Annotated in this window: 18 protein-coding genes and 1 pseudogene; 13 read left to right on the top strand and 6 right to left on the bottom strand. The window is 70.2% G+C overall.

Annotated features, from left to right (window positions below):
* Positions 1 to 2: 2 nt before the first annotated feature.
* From nadC to BLW82_RS18855, 7 genes are all read left to right on the top strand, one after another.
* On the top strand, positions 3 to 980 hold the full coding sequence (gene nadC, locus BLW82_RS18885) for a carboxylating nicotinate-nucleotide diphosphorylase (RefSeq protein WP_093500021.1): 978 nt from the start codon (positions 3 to 5) through the stop codon (positions 978 to 980).
* A 4-nt stretch (positions 981 to 984) separates the two neighbouring features.
* Positions 985 to 1782 (top strand): type III pantothenate kinase, encoded by a 798-nt coding sequence (locus tag BLW82_RS18880; RefSeq protein ID WP_089099902.1) that lies wholly within the window; start codon positions 985 to 987, stop codon positions 1780 to 1782.
* Between the two features lie 551 nt (positions 1783 to 2333).
* Positions 2334 to 2951: a hypothetical protein gene (locus tag BLW82_RS18875; RefSeq protein ID WP_093500019.1), complete on the top strand. Its 618-nt coding sequence runs from the start codon at positions 2334 to 2336 to the stop codon at positions 2949 to 2951.
* An 83-nt stretch (positions 2952 to 3034) separates the two neighbouring features.
* Positions 3035 to 3214 carry a hypothetical protein gene (locus tag BLW82_RS18870; RefSeq protein WP_093500017.1) on the top strand — a complete coding sequence of 60 codons (180 nt, stop codon included), beginning with the start codon at positions 3035 to 3037 and terminating at the stop codon, positions 3212 to 3214.
* Between the two features lie 162 nt (positions 3215 to 3376).
* Positions 3377 to 3778: a BlaI/MecI/CopY family transcriptional regulator gene (locus BLW82_RS18865; protein ID WP_093500016.1), complete on the top strand. Its 402-nt coding sequence runs from the start codon at positions 3377 to 3379 to the stop codon at positions 3776 to 3778.
* A gap of 9 nt (positions 3779 to 3787) precedes the next feature.
* Positions 3788 to 4321: an amino-acid N-acetyltransferase gene (locus BLW82_RS18860; RefSeq protein WP_093500014.1), complete on the top strand. Its 534-nt coding sequence runs from the start codon at positions 3788 to 3790 to the stop codon at positions 4319 to 4321.
* Positions 4322 to 4621: 300 nt separating this feature from the next.
* Positions 4622 to 4957 (top strand): histone-like nucleoid-structuring protein Lsr2, encoded by a 336-nt coding sequence (locus BLW82_RS18855; protein ID WP_093500012.1) that lies wholly within the window; start codon positions 4622 to 4624, stop codon positions 4955 to 4957.
* Here the strand turns inward: BLW82_RS18855 and BLW82_RS18850 are convergent.
* Positions 4936 to 5622 carry an SCO3374 family protein gene (locus tag BLW82_RS18850; RefSeq protein WP_093500010.1) on the bottom strand — a complete coding sequence of 229 codons (687 nt, stop codon included), beginning with the start codon at positions 5620 to 5622 and terminating at the stop codon, positions 4936 to 4938. The two genes, BLW82_RS18855 and BLW82_RS18850, sit on opposite strands and share 22 nt — an antisense overlap.
* A 430-nt stretch (positions 5623 to 6052) precedes the next feature.
* Here BLW82_RS18850 and BLW82_RS18840 point away from each other — a divergent pair, with 430 nt between their 5' ends.
* Complete coding sequence (locus BLW82_RS18840) at positions 6053 to 8578, top strand: ATP-dependent Clp protease ATP-binding subunit (RefSeq protein WP_093500006.1); 2526 nt, start codon at positions 6053 to 6055, stop codon at positions 8576 to 8578.
* A 61-nt stretch (positions 8579 to 8639) separates the two neighbouring features.
* On the opposite strand, the gene BLW82_RS18835 is transcribed toward BLW82_RS18840, so the two are convergent.
* Positions 8640 to 11699 (bottom strand): NACHT domain-containing protein, encoded by a 3060-nt coding sequence (locus BLW82_RS18835; RefSeq protein WP_093500004.1) that lies wholly within the window; start codon positions 11697 to 11699, stop codon positions 8640 to 8642.
* A 212-nt stretch (positions 11700 to 11911) separates the two neighbouring features.
* Entirely contained in the window at positions 11912 to 12514 is a 603-nt protein-coding gene (locus BLW82_RS18830) for an HAD family acid phosphatase (RefSeq protein ID WP_093500002.1), read from the bottom strand.
* A 559-nt stretch (positions 12515 to 13073) separates the two neighbouring features.
* Between BLW82_RS18830 and BLW82_RS18825 the strand changes: the two genes are divergently transcribed.
* The gene (locus tag BLW82_RS18825) at positions 13074 to 13625 is read left to right on the top strand and encodes a M23 family metallopeptidase (RefSeq protein WP_093500001.1); all 552 of its coding nucleotides are present in this window, start codon (positions 13074 to 13076) and stop codon (positions 13623 to 13625) included.
* Positions 13626 to 13632: 7 nt separating this feature from the next.
* On the opposite strand, the gene BLW82_RS18820 is transcribed toward BLW82_RS18825, so the two are convergent.
* Positions 13633 to 14229 (bottom strand): TetR/AcrR family transcriptional regulator, encoded by a 597-nt coding sequence (locus tag BLW82_RS18820; protein WP_093499999.1) that lies wholly within the window; start codon positions 14227 to 14229, stop codon positions 13633 to 13635.
* A gap of 148 nt (positions 14230 to 14377) precedes the next feature.
* Here BLW82_RS18820 and BLW82_RS18815 point away from each other — a divergent pair, with 148 nt between their 5' ends.
* The 4 genes and pseudogenes from BLW82_RS18815 to BLW82_RS46310 all read left to right on the top strand — a co-directional run.
* Positions 14378 to 15976, top strand: a complete 1599-nt coding sequence (locus BLW82_RS18815; protein ID WP_093499997.1) for an MDR family MFS transporter — start codon at positions 14378 to 14380, stop codon at positions 15974 to 15976.
* 85 nt (positions 15977 to 16061) lie between these two features.
* A complete protein-coding gene (locus BLW82_RS18810) occupies positions 16062 to 16523 on the top strand; it encodes a helix-turn-helix transcriptional regulator (protein ID WP_371131499.1) in 462 nt (153 codons plus the stop codon).
* 32 nt (positions 16524 to 16555) lie between these two features.
* Entirely contained in the window at positions 16556 to 16987 is a 432-nt protein-coding gene (locus BLW82_RS18805; protein ID WP_093499995.1) for a VOC family protein, read from the top strand.
* Positions 16984 to 17111 (top strand): annotated as a pseudogene (locus BLW82_RS46310) (SAM-dependent methyltransferase); the annotation flags it as partial. The gene BLW82_RS18805 and the pseudogene BLW82_RS46310, both read left to right, overlap by 4 nt.
* Positions 17112 to 17360: 249 nt before the next feature.
* Here BLW82_RS46310 and cseC read toward each other — a convergent pair.
* Together cseC and cseB are read right to left on the bottom strand one after the other, a co-directional pair.
* The gene (gene cseC / locus BLW82_RS18800; protein WP_093499993.1) at positions 17361 to 18713 is read right to left on the bottom strand and encodes a two-component system sensor histidine kinase CseC; all 1353 of its coding nucleotides are present in this window, start codon (positions 18711 to 18713) and stop codon (positions 17361 to 17363) included.
* Positions 18714 to 18724: 11 nt separating this feature from the next.
* Positions 18725 to 19429, bottom strand: a complete 705-nt coding sequence (cseB, locus tag BLW82_RS18795; protein WP_093499991.1) for a two-component system response regulator CseB — start codon at positions 19427 to 19429, stop codon at positions 18725 to 18727.
* Positions 19430 to 19439: the final 10 nt, after the last annotated feature.

The raw sequence follows: 19439 nt of genomic DNA, 5'->3' as shown, positions 1-19439 counted from the left end.
ACGTGAGCACCAACGACCTTCCCCTCGCCGACGGCGGCGGCTGCGGCGACGGCTGTGCCTGTGGCGCCGAGGGCGACGAGGAGTACCTGGAGTGCGGGCTCGACCCCGCGCTCGCCGAACTGCTGGCCGCCGCCGGGCTCGACCCCATCGAGGTCGAGGACGTCGCCAACGTGGCCGTCCAGGAGGACCTGGCGGGCGGCCTGGACGTGACGACCGTCGCGACCATCCCCGAGGAGGCCGTGTCGACCGGCGACTTCGTGGCCCGCGAGGCCGGAGTGGTCGCGGGCCTCCGGGTCGCCGAGGCCGTGGTCTCCGTGGTCTGCACCGACGAGTTCGAGGTCGAGCGGCACGTGGAGGACGGCGACCGGGTCGAGGCCGGGCAGAAGCTGCTCTCGATCACCACCCGCACCCGCGACCTGCTCACCGCCGAGCGCAGCGCGCTGAACATCCTGAACCGGCTCTCCGGCATCGCCACCGCCACGCGCGCGTGGGCGGACGCCCTGGAGGGCACGCAGACACGCGTGCGTGACACCCGGAAGACCACTCCGGGGCTCCGGTCGCTGGAGAAGTTCGCGGTGCGCAGCGGCGGCGGCGTCAACCACCGCATGTCGCTCTCCGACGCGGCCCTCGTCAAGGACAACCACGTGGTCGCCGCGGGCGGTGTCGGACCGGCCTTCAAGGCCGTACGGGAGGCGTTCCCGGAGCTGGCGATCGAGGTCGAGGTCGACACCCTGCACCAGCTGCGCGAGGTCGTCGACGCGGGCGCCGACCTGATCCTTCTGGACAACTTCACGCCGGGGGAGTGCGAGGAGGCCGTCGCGATCGTCGGCGGGCGCGCGCTCCTGGAGGCGTCCGGGCGGCTCACGCTGGGCAACGCGCGGGCGTACGCCGAGACGGGCGTGGACTTCCTGGCCGTCGGCGCCCTCACCCACTCCTCGCCGATCCTGGACATCGGCCTGGACCTGCGCGAGGCGGAGTGACCCCATGCTCCTCACGATCGACGTCGGCAACACGCATACCGTCCTCGGGCTCTTCGACGGCGAGGACATCGTCGAGCACTGGCGCATCTCGACGGACGCGCGCCGTACCGCGGACGAGCTGGCGGTGCTCCTCCAGGGCCTGATGGGCATGCACCCGCTGCTCGGCGACGAGCTGGGCGACGGCATCGACGGGATCGCGATCTGCGCGACCGTGCCGAGCGTGCTCCACGAGCTGCGCGAGGTCACCCGGCGGTACTACGGAGACGTGCCGGCGGTGCTGGTGGAGCCGGGGGTGAAGACCGGGGTGCCGATCCTCACCGACAACCCCAAGGAGGTCGGCGCCGACCGGATCATCAACGCGGTCGCTGCCGTCGAGCTGTTCGGCGGCCCGGCGATCGTCGTCGACTTCGGGACGGCGACGACCTTCGACGCGGTGTCCGCGCGCGGGGAGTACGTCGGGGGTGTGATCGCGCCCGGGATCGAGATCTCCGTGGAGGCGCTGGGCGTCAAGGGCGCGCAGCTGCGGAAGATCGAGGTGGCGCGGCCGCGGAGCGTGATCGGGAAGAACACGGTGGAGGCCATGCAGGCGGGCATCGTGTACGGGTTCGCCGGGCAGGTCGACGGGGTGGTCGGGCGGATGGCGCGGGAGCTGGCGGACGATCCGGACGACGTGACGGTGATCGCGACGGGCGGGTTGGCGCCGATGGTGCTGGGGGAGTCGTCGGTGATCGACGAGCACGAGCCGTGGCTGACGCTGGTGGGGTTGCGGCTGGTGTACGAGCGGAACGTGTCGCGGATGTGAGCGGGCGGTGGGTTCTTCGCCCCCGCCGCCCCTACCCGTCCCGTCCTCCAGGGGGTGGGCCCCCTTCGACCCCCCTGGTCCGGTCGCCCGTTTCGGGGGCTGCCGCCCCCGGACCCCCGCTTCGGCCTGCGGCCTCGTCCTCAAACGCCGGACGGGTTGAGATGTGGTGTCGACCGGTCTGCGTCCCTGTTCGCCGGACGGGTTGAGATGTGGTGTCGACCGGTCTGCGTCCCTGTTCGCCGGACGGGCTGAGATGTGGTGCCGACCGGCCTTCGTCCTCGTTCGCCGGACGGGTTGAGATGTGGTGTCGACCGGTCTGCGTCCCTGTTCGCCGGACGGGCTGAAATGTGGCTCCGACCGGTCTGCGTCCTCAAACGCCGGACGGGTTGAGATGGGGTGCCGACCGGTCTGCGTCCCCGTTCGCCGGACGGGCTGAAAGTGCGGGGCTGAGCGGGTGGACGGTGTACGCCACACCATGCCCCCTATGTCGAGTTTGTCTGATTTACGCGTATCTTCGGTCCATGCCCACGCCATACGGATCCCGCGGCGGCATGGCGTTCGGTGCGGAGGAGCTGCGTGTGCTCCGCCGTGCTCTCGCCCTCGCCCTTCACCCCGGTCCCGTCTCCGCCGAGGACGTCAAGGACTGTCATCGGCTCGCCGAGTCGCTCGACGAGGCGATCGGCGAGGGGGCCCGGCTGCGCGCCTTCCTGGTGGCCGACCTGGCCAGGTACCGGGCCGCCCTGCCGGGGACCGTCGTCGGCTACCTGACCCTTCTGGAGGAGGCGCTGGCGGCCGGGCACCGGCCCACCCCGGACGACCTCGCCGCGCTGCGGGCGCTGCGCGGGAACCCCGGTGCCGCCGCCCTTCTTGACCGCTGCCAGGAGCTTGCCGAGCACGACGTGCGGGCCCGGCTCGCCCAGGGGGCGCGAAAGGTACCGGCGCCGGCCGTACCGGTCTCCAGGGTCCGGCTGACGGCTCTGCCGGGCGGAGTGGCGAAGGAACCGGAGAAGAAGCCCAAGGAGAAGCCCGCGGAGCGGCCCGCGCCGCGGCCCGCGGCTCCCGAGCCCAGCGCGCCGAAGCGGCCCATTCCCACGCCGGGCGAGGTCTTTCCGCGGCGGCGGCCCGCCACGCCGCCCGCCGGGCCCCCGCAGCAACTCGCCGCGGGCTGAGAAAACGGCAGCTGGCGGGGGGTTGCGGCGTGGTTCGCCCACCCCGCCCCTTTCGCCCGGTCCTCCGTGGCTACCCTGGACCCATGGACTACGTCTCCGCGCTCGTGCCTCCGGTCGTCATGGCCATCTTCTTCATCGGCCTGGTCCGGGTGATCGTGAAGACCCAGGGCGGCGCCGCCAAGGCCAAGGAGGACGCCGCCGTCGACGCGGCCTTCGCGGAGAACGCCCGCCAGGCCGCCGTGTCCAAGACCGACGGCGTCTGAGAGCCGGCCCGCGCCCCTCGCCGTATACCGCACCTTCCGAGTCGCGCGCCCCTTTTGTTCGCCTTTGTCGGTGAAAGTGCACGTCCGGCACGCCATGGGCGGGATCTCCCACTATTGTTCTGAGCTGTGCCTCGCCCATTGGGAGAACTCGAAGACGCGGTCATGACGCGGGTGTGGAAGTGGAACCGCCCGGTGACCGTTCGAGAAGTCCTGGAAGACCTTCAGCAGGAACGGTCCATCGCGTACACCACGGTGATGACCGTTTTGGACAATCTCCATCAGAAGGGCTGGGTCCGGCGGGAGGCCGAAGGGCGCGCCTATCGATATGAGGCCGTCTCCTCCCGGGCCGCCTACGCCGCCGCCCTGATGAACGAGGCCTGGTCGCAGAGCGACAACCCGGCCGCCGCGCTCGTCGCCTTCTTCGGGATGATGAGCGACGAACAGCGGCAGTCCCTCCGGGACGCCGTACGCATCGTGCAGGGTCCGGATCGCAGGGATAGGGAAGACCGGGAAGCCCCGCGAGAGGAGAACCCCGGCTCGGTGACGGACGCCGACGGGCGATAGCGTCCGCTCATGTCAGCGACGCGCCCCGAAGTCACCGCAAAAGCCATCACCGTCCGGCGGGCCCGGACCAGCGATGTCCCGGCCGTGCGCCGCCTCCTCGACGTGTACGTTCGCGACCGCATCCTGCTCGACAAAGCCACGGTGACGCTTTACGAGGACATCCAGGAGTTCTGGGTCGCGGAACGCGACGACAACGCCGAGGTGGTCGGCTGCGGCGCACTGCACGTGATGTGGGAAGACCTCGCGGAAGTGCGCACTCTCGCGGTGAACCACAGCCTCAAGGGTGCCGGTGTCGGTCATCAGTTGCTGGAGAAGTTGCTGGAGACCGCACGTTGGCTTGGTGTTCGCCGCGTTTTCTGTCTGACCTTCGAAGTCGAGTTCTTCGGGAAGCACGGCTTCGTGGAGATCGGCGAGACACCCGTGGACACCGATGTCTACGCGGAGCTGCTGCGTTCCTATGACGAGGGTGTCGCGGAGTTCCTCGGACTCGAACGAGTGAAACCGAACACCTTGGGCAACAGCCGGATGCTTCTGCATCTGTGATCGCCGAGAGGGATCGAGAGGGATCGCGACGGACAAGGGCGCCGCCGAGGCAGAGATGGACGGAGATGGGGCGGAGATCCCCCCGCTATTCCGGGCATCCCCCCTTGCCCCGGTGCCCTATGTCCGAAACGCGCATGTTTCCGGGTGGGAGCGGGCCCCTCGGCCTCTCCCAGGGGTTTGTGTTTTTCCCGCAAAAGCGGTTTGCTTTCCGACGTACTGCAGTACTGCATATAACAGGGGGCGGCGAAACGGCGGGCGCCGCACACCCCGGCCCTGAAGTTATCGATGAAAGGAAATCCGGTGGCACAGAAGGTTCAGGTCCTTCTTGTCGACGACCTCGACGGCGGCGAGGCGGACGAGACCGTGACGTTCGCGTTGGACGGCAAGACCTACGAGATCGACCTCACGACCGCCAATGCGGACAAGCTGCGCGGCCTTCTCGACCCCTATGTCAAGGGCGGCCGGCGTACCGGTGGGCGTGCTTCCGGCGGACGCGGAAAGGCCCGTGCGGCTTCCGGCGGCAGCCAGGACACCGCGCAGATTCGCGCGTGGGCCAAGGAGAACGGTTACGACGTCAACGACCGCGGCCGAGTTCCGGCGACGATTCGCCAGGCCTACGAGGACGCGAACGCCTGACTGTCCTCCGGCTCGTGGCCCGCGCGCCGCAGCCGGACGCGGTGGCACTCCGTGGCCAGCGTGTTCACCAGTCGCACGAGATCGGGGGCGCCTCCGACGCCCCCCATGGCCGACAGCGTCGGCAGCGAGGCCTCGACCTCGCACCCCGACTCGGGGGGCCGCAACCAGACGGCGGCCCCCTGCACGGGCCCGGCCTGTCCCTCGGTGGACCCGGACGGCGGCCGGACGACGGCGGCCGACGGCCCGGGCCGGACCGGGGCGTCCATCGCGCCCCCGGCGCCCAGCGCCCGCAAGCCGAGATCGAGGGCCGGCGCGCCCCACTCCAGCCAGGCCAGCAGCCCCGGCAGCTCCTCCGCGCTGCCCACGGCCACCAGCAGCCGCATCCGGCCGCCCTGAAGGGCCACAGGCGAGCCCGGCGCCAGGTGCCGGAGCGCCCGCACACCCGCCCGCGTGGGCACCTCCAGGACGTCGAAACGCACGCCTGTGACCAGCCGCAGCGGCTCTCCGGGCACCGCGGGCACCGTTGGCCACCCCAGATCGTTCTCGTACCAGTGCCGGGAGGTGCCCGGACCGGAGCCGGCGCCGCATCCGGAGCCGGAAGCGGAATCGAACGGACGACGGGGGTGAGGGACCGTTGAAGCGGCCAGAGGTGCTGTGCCAGCCATGCCAGGCGCAACCGTCCGGGAGGCGTGCGAGTTACGCTGGGTGTGCGTGCGACTGCGCGGAGTTCCGCGAACGGGGGCGTCCGGGGGTACGGAGAGACGCAAGGTTGTTCGCCCATAGCGGAGGGACCGGGCGCCCACGGCATGGACTGTCGGTAGCAGCGGGTAAGACATCCCTAGTGGGAGGGGGCGACACGGAGGCGAGGCCGTCTCACGTTCGCCATCGGCGTACTGGAGGAAAGGGTAACTGCCTGGCCTGCGGGAACATCGTCTCGCACCATCGGGTTGGAGCAGATGTCGGCGTTCGGGGTCAGGAGGCCATCGACGGTGTCGGCAGTTGGAATGAGCGGTCCCCGCTTGCGGGACTAAGCTGCGGAAGGACAGAGAGGGGAAGTTCCCCCCACTGCCTGACCGCTCTGAGGAGCGATTAACGATGTTCGAGAGGTTCACCGACCGCGCGCGGCGGGTTGTCGTCCTGGCTCAGGAAGAAGCCCGGATGCTCAACCACAACTACATCGGCACCGAGCACATCCTCCTGGGCCTGATCCACGAGGGTGAGGGTGTCGCCGCCAAGGCCCTTGAGAGCCTCGGGATTTCGCTCGAGGCGGTCCGCCAGCAGGTGGAGGAGATCATCGGCCAGGGCCAGCAGGCCCCGTCCGGGCACATCCCCTTCACCCCCCGTGCCAAGAAGGTCCTGGAGCTGTCGCTCCGCGAGGCCCTTCAGCTCGGTCACAACTACATCGGCACGGAGCACATCCTGCTCGGCCTGATCCGTGAGGGCGAGGGCGTCGCCGCCCAGGTCCTGGTCAAGCTGGGCGCTGATCTCAACCGTGTGCGGCAGCAGGTGATCCAGCTGCTCTCCGGTTACCAGGGCAAGGAGACCGCCACCGCCGGCGGCCCTGCCGAGGGCACCCCCTCGACGTCCCTGGTCCTCGACCAGTTCGGCCGGAACCTCACCCAGGCCGCTCGTGAGTCCAAGCTCGACCCGGTCATCGGGCGCGAGAAGGAGATCGAGCGGGTCATGCAGGTGCTGTCCCGCCGTACCAAGAACAACCCGGTCCTGATCGGTGAGCCCGGCGTCGGCAAGACCGCCGTCGTCGAGGGCCTCGCCCAGGCCATCGTCAAGGGCGAGGTGCCCGAGACCCTCAAGGACAAGCACCTCTACACCCTGGACCTCGGCGCCCTGGTCGCCGGCTCCCGCTACCGCGGTGACTTCGAGGAGCGCCTGAAGAAGGTGCTCAAGGAGATCCGCACCCGCGGCGACATCATCCTGTTCATCGACGAGCTGCACACGCTGGTCGGTGCGGGTGCCGCCGAGGGCGCCATCGACGCGGCTTCCATCCTGAAGCCGATGCTGGCCCGCGGTGAGCTGCAGACCATCGGTGCCACCACCCTGGACGAGTACCGCAAGCACCTGGAGAAGGACGCGGCCTTGGAGCGCCGTTTCCAGCCCATCCAGGTCGCCGAGCCGTCCCTGCCGCACACGATCGAGATCCTCAAGGGTCTGCGTGACCGGTACGAGGCCCACCACCGGGTCTCCATCACGGACGAGGCGCTGGTCCAGGCCGCCACCCTGGCCGACCGGTACATCTCGGACCGCTTCCTGCCGGACAAGGCGATCGACCTGATCGACGAGGCCGGTTCCCGGATGCGCATCCGCCGGATGACCGCGCCGCCGGACCTGCGCGAGTTCGACGAGAAGATCGCCGCCGTGCGCCGGGACAAGGAGTCCGCGATCGACTCGCAGGACTTCGAGAAGGCCGCCTCCCTCCGCGACAAGGAGAAGCAGCTCCTGGCCGCCAAGGCCAAGCGGGAGAAGGAGTGGAAGGCCGGCGACATGGACGTCGTCGCGGAGGTCGACGGCGAGCTGATCGCCGAGGTCCTCGCCACGGCCACCGGCATCCCGGTCTTCAAGCTGACCGAGGAGGAGTCCTCGCGTCTGCTGCGCATGGAGGACGAGCTCCACAAGCGGGTCATCGGCCAGGTCGACGCCGTCAAGGCGCTGTCGAAGGCGATCCGCCGTACGCGTGCCGGTCTGAAGGACCCGAAGCGCCCCGGTGGCTCGTTCATCTTCGCCGGCCCGTCCGGTGTCGGTAAGACCGAGCTGTCCAAGGCCCTCGCCGAGTTCCTCTTCGGTGACGAGGACGCGCTGATCTCCCTCGACATGTCGGAGTTCAGCGAGAAGCACACGGTGTCGCGTCTCTTCGGTTCGCCCCCCGGCTACGTGGGCTACGAGGAGGGCGGCCAGCTGACCGAGAAGGTCCGCCGCAAGCCGTTCTCCGTCGTCCTCTTCGACGAGGTGGAGAAGGCCCACCCGGACATCTTCAACAGCCTGCTGCAGATCCTGGAGGACGGTCGCCTGACCGACTCCCAGGGCCGGGTCGTGGACTTCAAGAACACGGTCATCATCATGACGACCAACCTCGGCACCCGGGACATCTCCAAGGGCTTCAACCTGGGCTTCGCGGCCACGGGTGACACCAAGTCCAACTACGAGCGCATGAAGAACAAGGTCCAGGACGAGCTCAAGCAGCACTTCCGGCCCGAGTTCCTCAACCGCGTCGACGACGTGGTCGTCTTCCCGCAGCTGACGCAGGAGGACATCCTGCGGATCGTCGACCTGATGATCAGCAAGGTGGACGAGCGCCTCAAGGACCGGGACATGGGCATCGAGCTCTCCCAGTCCGCCAAGGAGCTGCTGTCCAAGAAGGGCTACGACCCCGTGCTGGGCGCGCGTCCGCTGCGTCGCACGATCCAGCGCGAGATCGAGGACACGCTCTCGGAGAAGATCCTCTTCGGCGAGCTGCGCCCCGGTCACATCGTGGTCGTCGACACGGAGGGCGAGGGCGACAGCAAGACCTTCACCTTCCGCGGCGAGGAGAAGTCGGCCCTCCCCGACGTCCCGCCGATCGAGCAGGCGGCCGGCGGTGCCGGTCCGAACCTGAGCAAGGAGGCGTAGCCCTCCGGGGTGAGCCGAGATGAGGGGCCGGTGCTTTTCGGAGCACCGGCCCCTTCGTCCGTCAGCGCGGGTCGAGGCTTGTCTCCGCGTCGGGAAAGAGGCCCGCGAAGCGCGAGACCGAGAAGGTGTGTCCCGGCCGATTGGTCAGGATCACCGAACGGAGCCCCGGAAGCCGGGGTACCAGGGGAGCGAGGTCTTCGGCGCCCCGCAGGGACGCGACCCGCAGCTCCTCCACACCCGGCAGCTCGGGCATCGACTCGATGGAGTGCGGGAGGTCCTGGATGATCCTCGCGTTCAGATGCAGATGGGTGAGCTTCGGCAGCGCGGTGACCGCCCTCCAGTCGGCGACTGTCAGCTCCTTGGTCAGCGGACCCAGGCTGAGTGTGCGCAAGGTGGTCCAGTGCTGGAGCCCGCGCAGTCCCGTGCTCTCCGTGCTGTGTGCGCCGAGGAAGAGGAATTCCAGGGCTGCCTCCGACGGCAGGGTCTCCGTGAGGTCGGTGCCCGGCAGCTGTTGGCTCAGGGTGATGCGGGTCAGGGACCGCAGGTACCGCATCCCCGTCAGGTCGGCGACGCCGTTGCAACCGAGCAGTGTGAGCGGCAGTTCGGTGAGTCGCTCCAGGCCGGTGGCTGCCGGGCACTCGTCGACCCACAGACTGCCGAGCGAGCCGAACGGCGACAGCACGCCCAGATCGGTGAGGTGAGGGTTGCCGGACAGATTGAGCGATGTCACCAGGCCGGGCGTGGGCACCGCGGCAAGGATGCTCTCCACCGGGTGTGCGCCGGCGAAGGAGAGCTCGGGCCAGGGCCGCATGCGGGCCAGCGCCCTCAGTTCCGCGGCGGAATCGCAGCGGAGGAAGAGGTCCGTCCGCAGCAGATGGTCCAGCACCTCCAGCGCGTACTCGTCGGTGTCGAACCGGCTCCAGGTCCCCGCCAGTTGCCGCCGGACATCCAGGTCCTGATGGTCCCGGAACCGTCGCAGCACCCCCAGCGCCCCCGTCGGCTCCTCCGCGCCCAGCACCGATGCCGTCACGGTGACCGCCAGAGCCTCCTCGTCACTCAGGCCCTCCGGACCCGGCAGCAGTTCCAGCACCAGGGGGTCGGCCTCCGCCAGGAGCTTCGCGTCCTCCTTCGTACGGGGTGGGATCAGCGCCGCGGCCCGTGACTCCGCCTGCGTCCGCACCGCCGGGTCCAATGCCGTCGCGTGCTCCAGACAGGCCAGTGCCAGCAAGGTGAGCCGCGGCTGCTCCCCGGCCAGCAGCTGCCGTAGCAGCCAGGCCCGCTCGCGAGGACGCGCATGGGCCACCGCCATGCGGATCACGTCCTCCCACTGGGTGTCGTCCGCGTGGCCGGCGAGGACGTCCAGGTGGCCCTCCTCCACCGCGTACCGGGCGCCCAGGTAGTCCTGGAAGGTCCGGTGGACGAAGTCCAGCACGCCGACGGCAGGTTGGCGGATCAGGCCGCTGCGCAGGAGCAGGGTGCGGAGGACGGCCGACGCGTCGCACTGTCCCCGCGGCAGCGCGAGGGACGGAAGGCAGCGGTCCACGATCGTCTCGGCGGTCTCCACGGCCATCTCCGTACGGCCGCTCAGCACCAGCGCATAGGCGAGGCGCTGGAGCAGTTCCACCTGTGCGTCCTCTCCGAGTTCCACCGCGTCCACCACCCCCATGCCCCGCTCCCGGTCCCGGCGGGCCAGCAGCATCGCCAGGGCGGCGTCGTAGAGCTCCTTGCGGCCGGTGGGGAGGTAGCCGCGCCGCTCCCGGTGCAGGGCGCAGATCAGGCCGCACATCAGGGGGTTGGTGGCGAGGCGGGCCAGATCGCGTTTGGTCCGCAGGGAGTCGAGGAGCGGGCCCTCGAACTCCGGGGCTGCGGCCGCCGTGTGCCAGCGGTGGACGAAGGTCGCCACGTCCGTCCGGCGCATGGGCGCGAGGGTCAGTTCACCGAAGCCTTCCGGGCCGAGCCAGTCGGAGCGGACCGCGGTGGGGCGGGAGGTCAGCAGCCAGCGGTTGCCCGGGAAGGAGTGGATGAGGGAGCGGAGCCAGTCACGGGCGCGGTTGCGGTCGGCGTCGGGGATTTCGTCCAGACCGTCGACGAGGATCAGCCCGCGACCCGCCGACAGGACGCGTTCCGCCCAGCCCTCCGGGGCGGACAGCGGGCAGTCCACCGTGGTCAGGAAGGCGGCGGGGGCGGGAAAGGCACCGGCACCGCGGATCAGGGTGCGCAGCGGCAGGAGGTACGGGACGTGCGCCCCCTCGCGGGCCGCCGTCACCGCCAGCCACTGGACCAGCGTCGTCTTGCCCGAGCCGGCGTCGCCGCGCAACAGGACCCGGTCGTGGGCGAGGAGGGCCTCGTCGGCGGGCAGCTGGAAGGTGACGGGGGCCGGACCGGGGCCGTCCTCGGGGACAGTGCGGTCCTCGGTGGAGGTCGCCTCCAGGCTCAGGTAGGCCACTTCGAGCGGCCAGCGGTCGGGGGAGTCGCGCAGGTCGATGCCGTAGATGGTGATGTGGTTGTGGCGGTCGGCGACGTAGGAGCGGTAGCGGCGTTCGAAGGCGGCGTCGCGGGCGTCGGGGCGGGGGGTGCGGGCGAGCAGCTCATCGATCCTGGCCATGAGTTCGGCCTGGGCTCGGGTCTGCTCGACGAGTGTGCGGGCCACGAAGGTGGAGCGGCGAGTGAAGAACTCCAGGATCTGGAGGCAGGCCCACTCCGTCGCGGAGTCGAGGAAGTAGCAGGCGTCGGAGGAGAGGCCGTCGGGCGCGGACGCCGCGGACTGCAGCCGGGCGGCCAGATCGACGTGGCCCAGTCGTACGGCCTGGACGTCGTCCATGTCGAGATCGCCGAGGGCGAGCAGTCTGCGGGCCAGTGCGTCGGCGACCGCGATCTGCTCTCCGGCCCGGAAGGGCGGCTCACCGGGTGAGTCGAATGCCTGCCGGACCAGATGCTCGGCGAGCTTGTGCACGTCCTTCTCGACCAGTGCGCGCTTCTCGCCGCGGAAGGACACCAGGCTCTTCAGCCGCACCGGCCTGTCCACCAGCCCCGCGCCCGGCCCGTCCGCCACGAAGAGCTTCTTCAGGAGCGGGCCCATCAGGCTCGACGCCAGCTTCCCGCCCAGTACCGTCGGCTCCATCCGCCACCCCCGTGCGTCTCTGCGAACGGATGGAGCCTAGTGCCGCGGCAGGCAACGTTTGCCCGTCAAGGAGCGGCGTCCGGTGCGTGCTCTCGGCGTGCCGGCCGGAAGTCCTCGTACTGGATGTACTTGGGCTTCCGTCCGGTGCGGCGAGAGTGCGTGCCGGGCGTCGTGACGGGGCGAACGTTGCCTGTTGCGGCACTAGCGGCGGACTACGACAACTGGCCGTTGTAGTCGGGCAGCTTGAACGTCTTGTCGGCGTGGCCGCCCGAGAGGTCGGTGGCGCTGTTGCCGATGTTCGCGATGATGTCGTAGCCCTTGTTCTCGATGTCGGCGCGCTGGGCGGTCTTGTAGGCGGCGACGTCCTTGAAGAGGTCGAGGAAGCCGCGGGCGTAGAGGCCGGAGACCTGGTAGCCGTCGTGTTCGAGGTTGTACTCGGTGGGCAGGTAGATGATGCCGGGGCGGGCGGTGACGAAGAACAGGGAGACGCCGTGCTCCTGGGCGTACTTGGCGACGTTCAGCACCGGCTTGTTGGCCGGCTGGGGGTAGCTGAAGCCGAAGTCGGTCTCCAGCGTGGTGTTGTCGATGTCGAAGACGATCGCCTGCTTCTGGCCCGGCTCGGCGGCGGCGATGCGCTGCTTCAGGTAGGGCAGGGCCTGGTCCATCACAGACTGGCAGTCCTGCTGCCAGGTGGCGTAGTCGACCGTGGCGGAGCTGCTCTCCGTCGCGGCCTGGGCCGGCGCGGCCAGTCCGGCGAGGGCGGCCACGGAGACGGCGGTGACGGACATGCGGCGGGTCCAGGTGCCTGTGGTCATCGGGGCGGGGTGTCCTCTCACGTCATGGCTCACGTCATGGCAGTGGTGTCAGGGGCATGATGAGTGGGGCAGATGGCGTGCGGGGAACCATAGGGTTACTGGCGGGTAGGGCGCTAGTGGTGTGCGTCGTATCGGTGCACGGTGTCCCGGTGGCGGCGCGACGGCCGTGGGGCCGGCGCATTCCGCTCGGGGTGACGGCCGATTTCGCCGCACTCGCCGTCCGGGGGTCCGCGGGGGTCGGGGGCGGCCCTCGTGGGTGACATACCGCACGGGCGAAATGTCCGTTACTAGGGCGGATAGTGGATTCGCCTACCGGGAGGAACAGGGACTTTCCTCCTGGAATCAGGGACGGGTGTCGACGCGGGGCAGGGCTTGCCCTGTCGGCATGGCGTGTGTCAAGAAACGGTCAATTCTGGGGCTGTTTACTAGAGAACGTCGTAGAAGAGCGGTTTGAGCGTTTACGGACCTCCGGGTTACCAAGAGATGCCCCGTTCGGCGGCCGCCCCCGTGGGCCGGTGCCGCCGGAGGGGGGTCCTGTCGTCTACTCCACGAGGTTCCGATGTCCCTGCGCGCTGCTCTCCGTTGCCCCCGTACGTCCTCGCTCCGCAGGCGGGCCGCCGTTCTGGCCGCCGGTGCCGGGGTCACGGCCGTGGTGGGGTCGGGGGTCGCGTCGGCCGCCACGTCGAGCGCCGCCGCCTGGGTCGACCCGGTGAAGAAGTACACGCTCTCCGCGACCTTCAACCAGGCCGGCGGCATGTGGTCCGCCCGGCACAGCGGTCAGGACTTCGCGGTGCCGAGCGGCACCGATGTCGTCGCGGCGCACGGCGGCACCGTCGTCAAGGCCGGCGGCAACGGCGCCGGCGACGGTCCCGCGTACGGCAACGCCATCGTCGTCAAGCACGGCGACGGCCAGTACTCGCAGTACGCCCACCTGTCCCGCATCGACGTCCGGGTCGGCCAGATCGTCAGGACCGGTCAGCACATCGCCCGCTCCGGCAACACCGGCAACTCCTCCGGCCCGCACCTGCACTTCGAGATCCGTACGACCCCGAACTACGGCTCCGCGGTCGACCCCGTCGCCTTCCTGCGCGCCAAGGGCGTGACCCTCTAAGGAGCGGTCACGCGGGGTGCGTGCCCCGGTGGGCCTGGGTCACCAGGTCCACGGCGACCTCCAGGACGGCCTCGCGCTTCTTCTGGGGGTCGCCCTCGATGTCCTGCATCACGAACATGCCGGCGTGCAGCGTGAAGAGCGCGCTGATGCAGCGGATCTGGTCGGTCAGCGCCGCGTCCGGGTCGATGATGATGTTCCGCAGGCCGCGCATCCGGTCCTTGAAGGTGTCGCCGATCCTCAGCTCACGGACCGTCGCCTGGTTCTCCTGCATGAACCGGAACAGCGGTTCGGCGTCGCCCAGCGCCGCGTGGTAGCGCCGTATGATCTCCTGCTTGGTCTCCAGGGTGTGCGGCTGACCCTTGCCCCACTCGATCAGGTCCTCGATCGGCCGCGTCAGGTCCTCGAAGACGCTGACCAGGATCTCTTCCTTGGTCTTGAAGTGGTAGTACAGGGCCGCCTTGGTCACGTCGAGGTGCTCGGCGATCTCCCGCAGGGAGGTCTTCTCGTAGCCCTGCTCGGCGAAGAGTTCGAGCGCCACGTCCTGGATGCGCTGGCGGGTGTTCCCGCGGCGCTGCTGCTTGGTGCCGTCCATGGTGACGCTCATCCTCTTACTCCTCGTACTCCCGCGAAAACTTGCTTGCCGCCCGGCTAGTAAACTTACTTGACGCCCGGCTAGCAACGGGTCTAACTTCCGAGTGTACTGAACTAGCCGGGCGGCAAGTAAGTAGCTGTCGCCAGGGGGAGTGGGAGAGATGGCGGACACCCAGGCGGCCGAGACCGGCCAGGAAACACCGGAGGCGCCGGCAGCGGTCGCGGTGCCGGAGAAGGAGCCCAAGAGCGTACGGGTCGTGATGCTCGCGCTCATGGTCGCGATGATGCTCGCGATGCTCGACAACATGATCGTGGGCACCGCGATGCCGACCATCGTGGGCGAGCTGGGCGGTCTGGAGCACCTGTCGTGGGTCGTGACCGCGTACACCCTCGCCACCGCGGCGGCCACGCCGCTCTGGGGCAAGCTCGGTGACATGTACGGGCGCAAGGGCGCCTTCATGACCTCCATAGTCATCTTCCTGATCGGCTCCGCGCTCAGCGGCATGGCCCAGGACATGGGCCAGCTGATCGGGTTCCGGGCCGTCCAGGGCCTCGGCGCCGGCGGCCTGATGGTCGGCGTCATGGCGATCATCGGCGACCTCGTGCCGCCCCGTGAGCGCGGCAAGTACCAGGGCATGATGGCCGGCGTCATGGCGCTCGCCATGATCGGCGGTCCGCTGGTCGGTGGCACCATCACCGACAACTGGGGCTGGCGCTGGGCCTTCTACATCAACCTGCCGCTCGGCGTGGTCGCGCTGGCCGCCGTCAGCGCCGTGCTGCACCTGCCGAAGAAGCGGAACAAGACGCGCATCGACTATCTCGGCGCCGCGCTGCTGACCCTCGGCATCACCTCGATCGTGCTGGTCACCACCTGGGGCGGCTCCCAGTACGCCTGGACGTCCGCGCGGATCATGGAACTGATCGCCATCGGCGTCGTCGCCCTGATCGGCTTCGTCTTCTGGCAGACCAAGGCCGCCGAGCCGGTCCTGCCGCTGCACATCTTCCGCAGCCGCAACTTCACCCTGATGTCGATCATCGGCTTCATCGTGGGCTTCGTGATGTTCGGCGCCACGCTGTTCCTGCCGCTCTACCAGCAGTCCGTGCAGGGCGCGTCCGCCACCAACTCCGGTCTGCTGCTGCTCCCGATGCTCGGCGCGATGCTGGTGACCTCGATGGTCGCCGGCCGGGTCACCACCAGCACCGGCCGCTACAAGATCTTCCCCCTCGTGGGCGGCGTGCTGCTGGCCATCGGCCTGTACCTGCTGTCCACCATGGACACGGACACCACCCGGTTCATCTCCGGCGTGTACATGGCCGTCGTCGGCCTCGGCATGGGCTGCCTGATGCAGATCACCATGCTGGTCGCGCAGAACAGCGTGGAGATGAGGGACATGGGCGTCGCGTCCTCGTCCACCACCCTGTTCCGTACGCTCGGCTCCTCCTTCGGCGTCGCCATCATGGGCGCGATCTTCAACGACCGCGTCAAGGCCGTCATGGCCGAGCGGGCCGGCTCGCTCGGCTCCAAGATCACCGAGCAGTCGGCGCAGCTGGACGCGAAGAGCCTGGCGAAGCTGCCGGCGGCGGCGCGCGAGGCGTACCAGCACGCGGTGTCGGCTGGTACCCACTCGGCGTTCCTGCTCGGTTCCGTGATCGCCGTGCTGGTGCTGGTGGCGGCGGTCTTCGTGAAGGAGGTCCCCCTGCGGGGCGGGCCGACGAAGGCGGACGAGGCGGCGCCGATGCCGGCGGTCGAGGCGATCTGAGACCGGCTGCGGGTGGTTCCGGGGGCTGCTGCCCCCGGGCCCCCGCTTCCTCGTTCCCGGGCCGAGAATTGACGGCGTGGACAAACTGCGGCAGCTGCGCCTCGCCAAGGACGCCATGGACCGGGACTGGGCCGATCCGGCCCTGGACCTCGACGCGGTCGCCGCGCACGCCGGGTACTCGCGGTACCACTTCCTGCGCGCCTTCAAGGCGGCATACGGCGAGACCCCCGGCCAGTACCTGACGCACCGCAGGATCGAGCGGGCGGAGGAGCTGCTCCGCAGCGCGGACCTCAGCGTCACCGAGATCTGCCACCTGGTCGGCTTCAGCAGCCTCGGCACCTTCTCGGCGGGGTTCAAGGCCCGCACCGGGCTCAGCCCCACCGAGTACCGGACCGAGCACGTCGGCCGCGGCGCCTCGCTCATCCCCGGCTGCTACGCCCTGCTCTGGGCCGGCGGGTTCCCGGTCAGAAGCGCAACTTCCGAGAAGCGCGCGCCGGACCCCACTGCCTACCGTGACGGACAGGAACAGCGACCGTCCGGCGGCTGAGGCCGAGACCGGGCAGGCAGGAGAGCGGACCCATGATCCAGGGCCTGGCCATCACCACCGTGTGGACCTTCGACCAGGAGCGCACCAAGGCCTTCTTCACCGAGAAGCTCGGCTTCGAGGTGCGCGACGACATCGCGATGGGCGACATGCGGTGGATCACCGTCGGCGCCAAGGAACAGCCCGGTGTCGAACTCGCCCTGATGCGCCTGGACGGGCCGGGCCTCGACCCCGAGTCCGCCGAGGCGCTGCGCCGGCTGGTCGCCAAGGGGGTCATGGGGGCCGGCGCCTTCCGCACGGACGACTGCCGCGGCGACTACGAGACGTTCCGGGCGCGGGGCGTCGAGTTCGTCCAGGAACCCAAGGAACGGCCGTACGGCATCGAGGCGATCTTCCGCGACGACAACGGCAACTGGTACTCGCTGACCGAGCGCAGCGAAGAGCTCGACTTCTCCAAGGAGTTCTGAGCCTGCCGGCGGAGCCCGGGCCCGACCACACCGCCGTCCGCACCGCGCTGTGGCGGGCACCGCACCCGCGGCCGACGCGCCGCCGCACGTCATCGGGATCGAGGACGAGGTCGGGCTGCGGCTCGGCCGGACACGGACGTCGAGGCGACCCGGCGGACCCAGGCGGCGATGGCCCGCGAGGCCGGCTTCCGGGAGACCCGCCATGTCCCGGCGGGAGACCCGCCATGTCCCGGCGGAGGAACTCGCCGACCGCTGCTTCGCCGGCCGCACCGACGGACTCCGCCCGTCCCGCGGCGAGGAACTCCTCGTGGCCCCCACCTGAGAGTCACTCCTGGCCACCACCTGAGAGTGACTCGGGGCCTCCGCCTGAGCGTCAGCGGCTCCCCGTCTGGGTCGGCCCCGGGAGCATCGGGTAGCTGCCGGTGGCCGTCGGGGCGTGCTCCGGGAGCCACAGGACGGCCACCGCGCCCTCGGCCGGGATGTGCGCGGGTGCCCCGGCCGGGCGGATGTTGCGGAAGGTCAGGCGGGCGCCCAGGACCCGGGCCTGGCCCGCCGCGATGGTCAGGCCGAGGCCGTGGCCCTGGCCGGCCCGGTCCTCGCTGCCGGTGCGGAAGCGGCTCGGCCCCTCCGCGAGGAGCTTCTCGGGAAAGCCGGGGCCGTGGTCGCGGACCCGGATGACCCGGCCCTCGACGGTCACCTCGATGGGCGGCTTGCCGTGCCGGGCCGCGTTGGCGAGCAGGTTGAACAGCACTCGCTCCAGCCGGCGCGGGTCGGTGGTGACCTCCGACTCGTGCACCACCCGCACCTCGATCTCCGGGTCCTTGGCGGCCACCCGCCGGGCCACGAACTCGCCCAGCATGATGTCCTGCAGCTCGGCCCGCTCGGACGCGCTGTCGAGGCGGGCCACCTCCAGCACGTCCTCGACGAGGGTGCGCATCGCCTTCGCCCGGTCCAGGACCAGTTCGGTCGGACGGCCGGGCGGCAGCAGCTCGGCCGCCGTGAGCAGGCCGGTCACCGGCGTACGCAGCTCGTGCGCGATGTCGGCCGTCACCCGCCGTTCGGCCTCGAGGCGCTGCTGCAACGCGTCCGCCATGGCGTCGACGGCCCGCGCCAGGTCGTCGGTCTCGTCCCGTACGACACCGCCGATCGCCTCCCGCACCCGCACGTCCGGCTCGCCCTGGGCGACCTGGTTGGCCGCGGCCGCCGCCTTGCGCAGCCGGACCGAGAGCTGCCCGCCGATCAGCACGCCGAGCGCGCTGCCGCCGAGGACGACCGCGATGGAGCCGATGACGAGGGCCTGGTCGAGGTCCTTCAGCACGTTGCTGCTGCGGTTGGCGAACGTGCTGTGCAGGGACAGCACCCGCCCGTCCTTGGCCTGCACCGCGGCCCAGATGTCCGGCGCGCCGCTGCCGTGGTCGACGACGTCGGTCGCCCGGCGCCCCGCCTCGACCCGCTCGCGCAGGGCGGGCGGCAGCCGGGGGTCGTCGACCTTGACGTCGGGGAAGTTCGCCCTCCCGTACAGCTCGTAGTTGCGCTGGCCGATCTGCAGCCGCTCGTTGGCCAGCTCGCGCGCGTTGTCCAGCATCGAGACCCGGGCGGCGTTGTGCACCACCAGGCTCAGCGCGATCGCGACCAGCGCGCCGACCATCGCGATCGCCGCGCTCAGCTTCCATCTGAGTCCGGTGCGCAACCCCGGACCCCGGTACCGGCTGGAGAACCCCCGCATGACCGCCTCGCTCAGGCCTTCAACTTGTAGCCGAAACCACGGACCGTCTCGATCCGGTCCTGGCCGATCTTGGTGCGCAGCCGCTGCACGTGGACGTCGACGACGCGGGTGTCCCCGCCCCAGCCGTAGTCCCAGACGCGTTCGAGCAGCTTGTCGCGGGAGAGCACGGTCCCCGGCGCCGAGGAGAACTCCAGGAGCAGCCGCATCTCGGTGGGCGTCAGCGCGACCGGCTGCCCGGCCCGGCGCACCTCCATGCCCTCGGTGTCGATCTCCAGGTCGCCGAAGGTGAGCAGGCCGCCGGTCACCTCCGCGGCGTCCTCGCGCGGCTTCTCGCCGCCGCTCGCGTGCCCGAAGCGGCGCAGCACCGCCCGGATCCGGGCGACCAGGACGGCCCCGTCGAACGGCTTGGTCACGTAGTCGTCGGCGCCCGCCTCCAGGCCCAGCACCACGTCGATCGAGTCGGCCCGCGCCGACAGCATGATCACCGGGACGGTCGACTCGTCACGGATGCGCCGGCACAGGCTCACCCCGTCCAGGCCCGGGACCATCACGTCCAGCAGGGCGATGTCGGGCCGGTCGGCGCGGAATGCCTCCAGGCCCGACAGGCCGTCGGGCATGGCGGTGACCGCGAAGCCGTCCCGCTCCAGGGCGAGCTGGGTGGCCTCGCGGATGACGTCGTCGTCCTCGACGAACAGCACGTGGGTCTGGTCTGCCATCCCGGCTCTC

This window comes from Streptomyces sp. Ag109_O5-10 (assembly GCF_900105755.1).
GTDB lineage: Bacteria > Actinomycetota > Actinomycetes > Streptomycetales > Streptomycetaceae > Streptomyces.
This window is presented reverse-complemented; position numbering and strand designations above follow the sequence as displayed.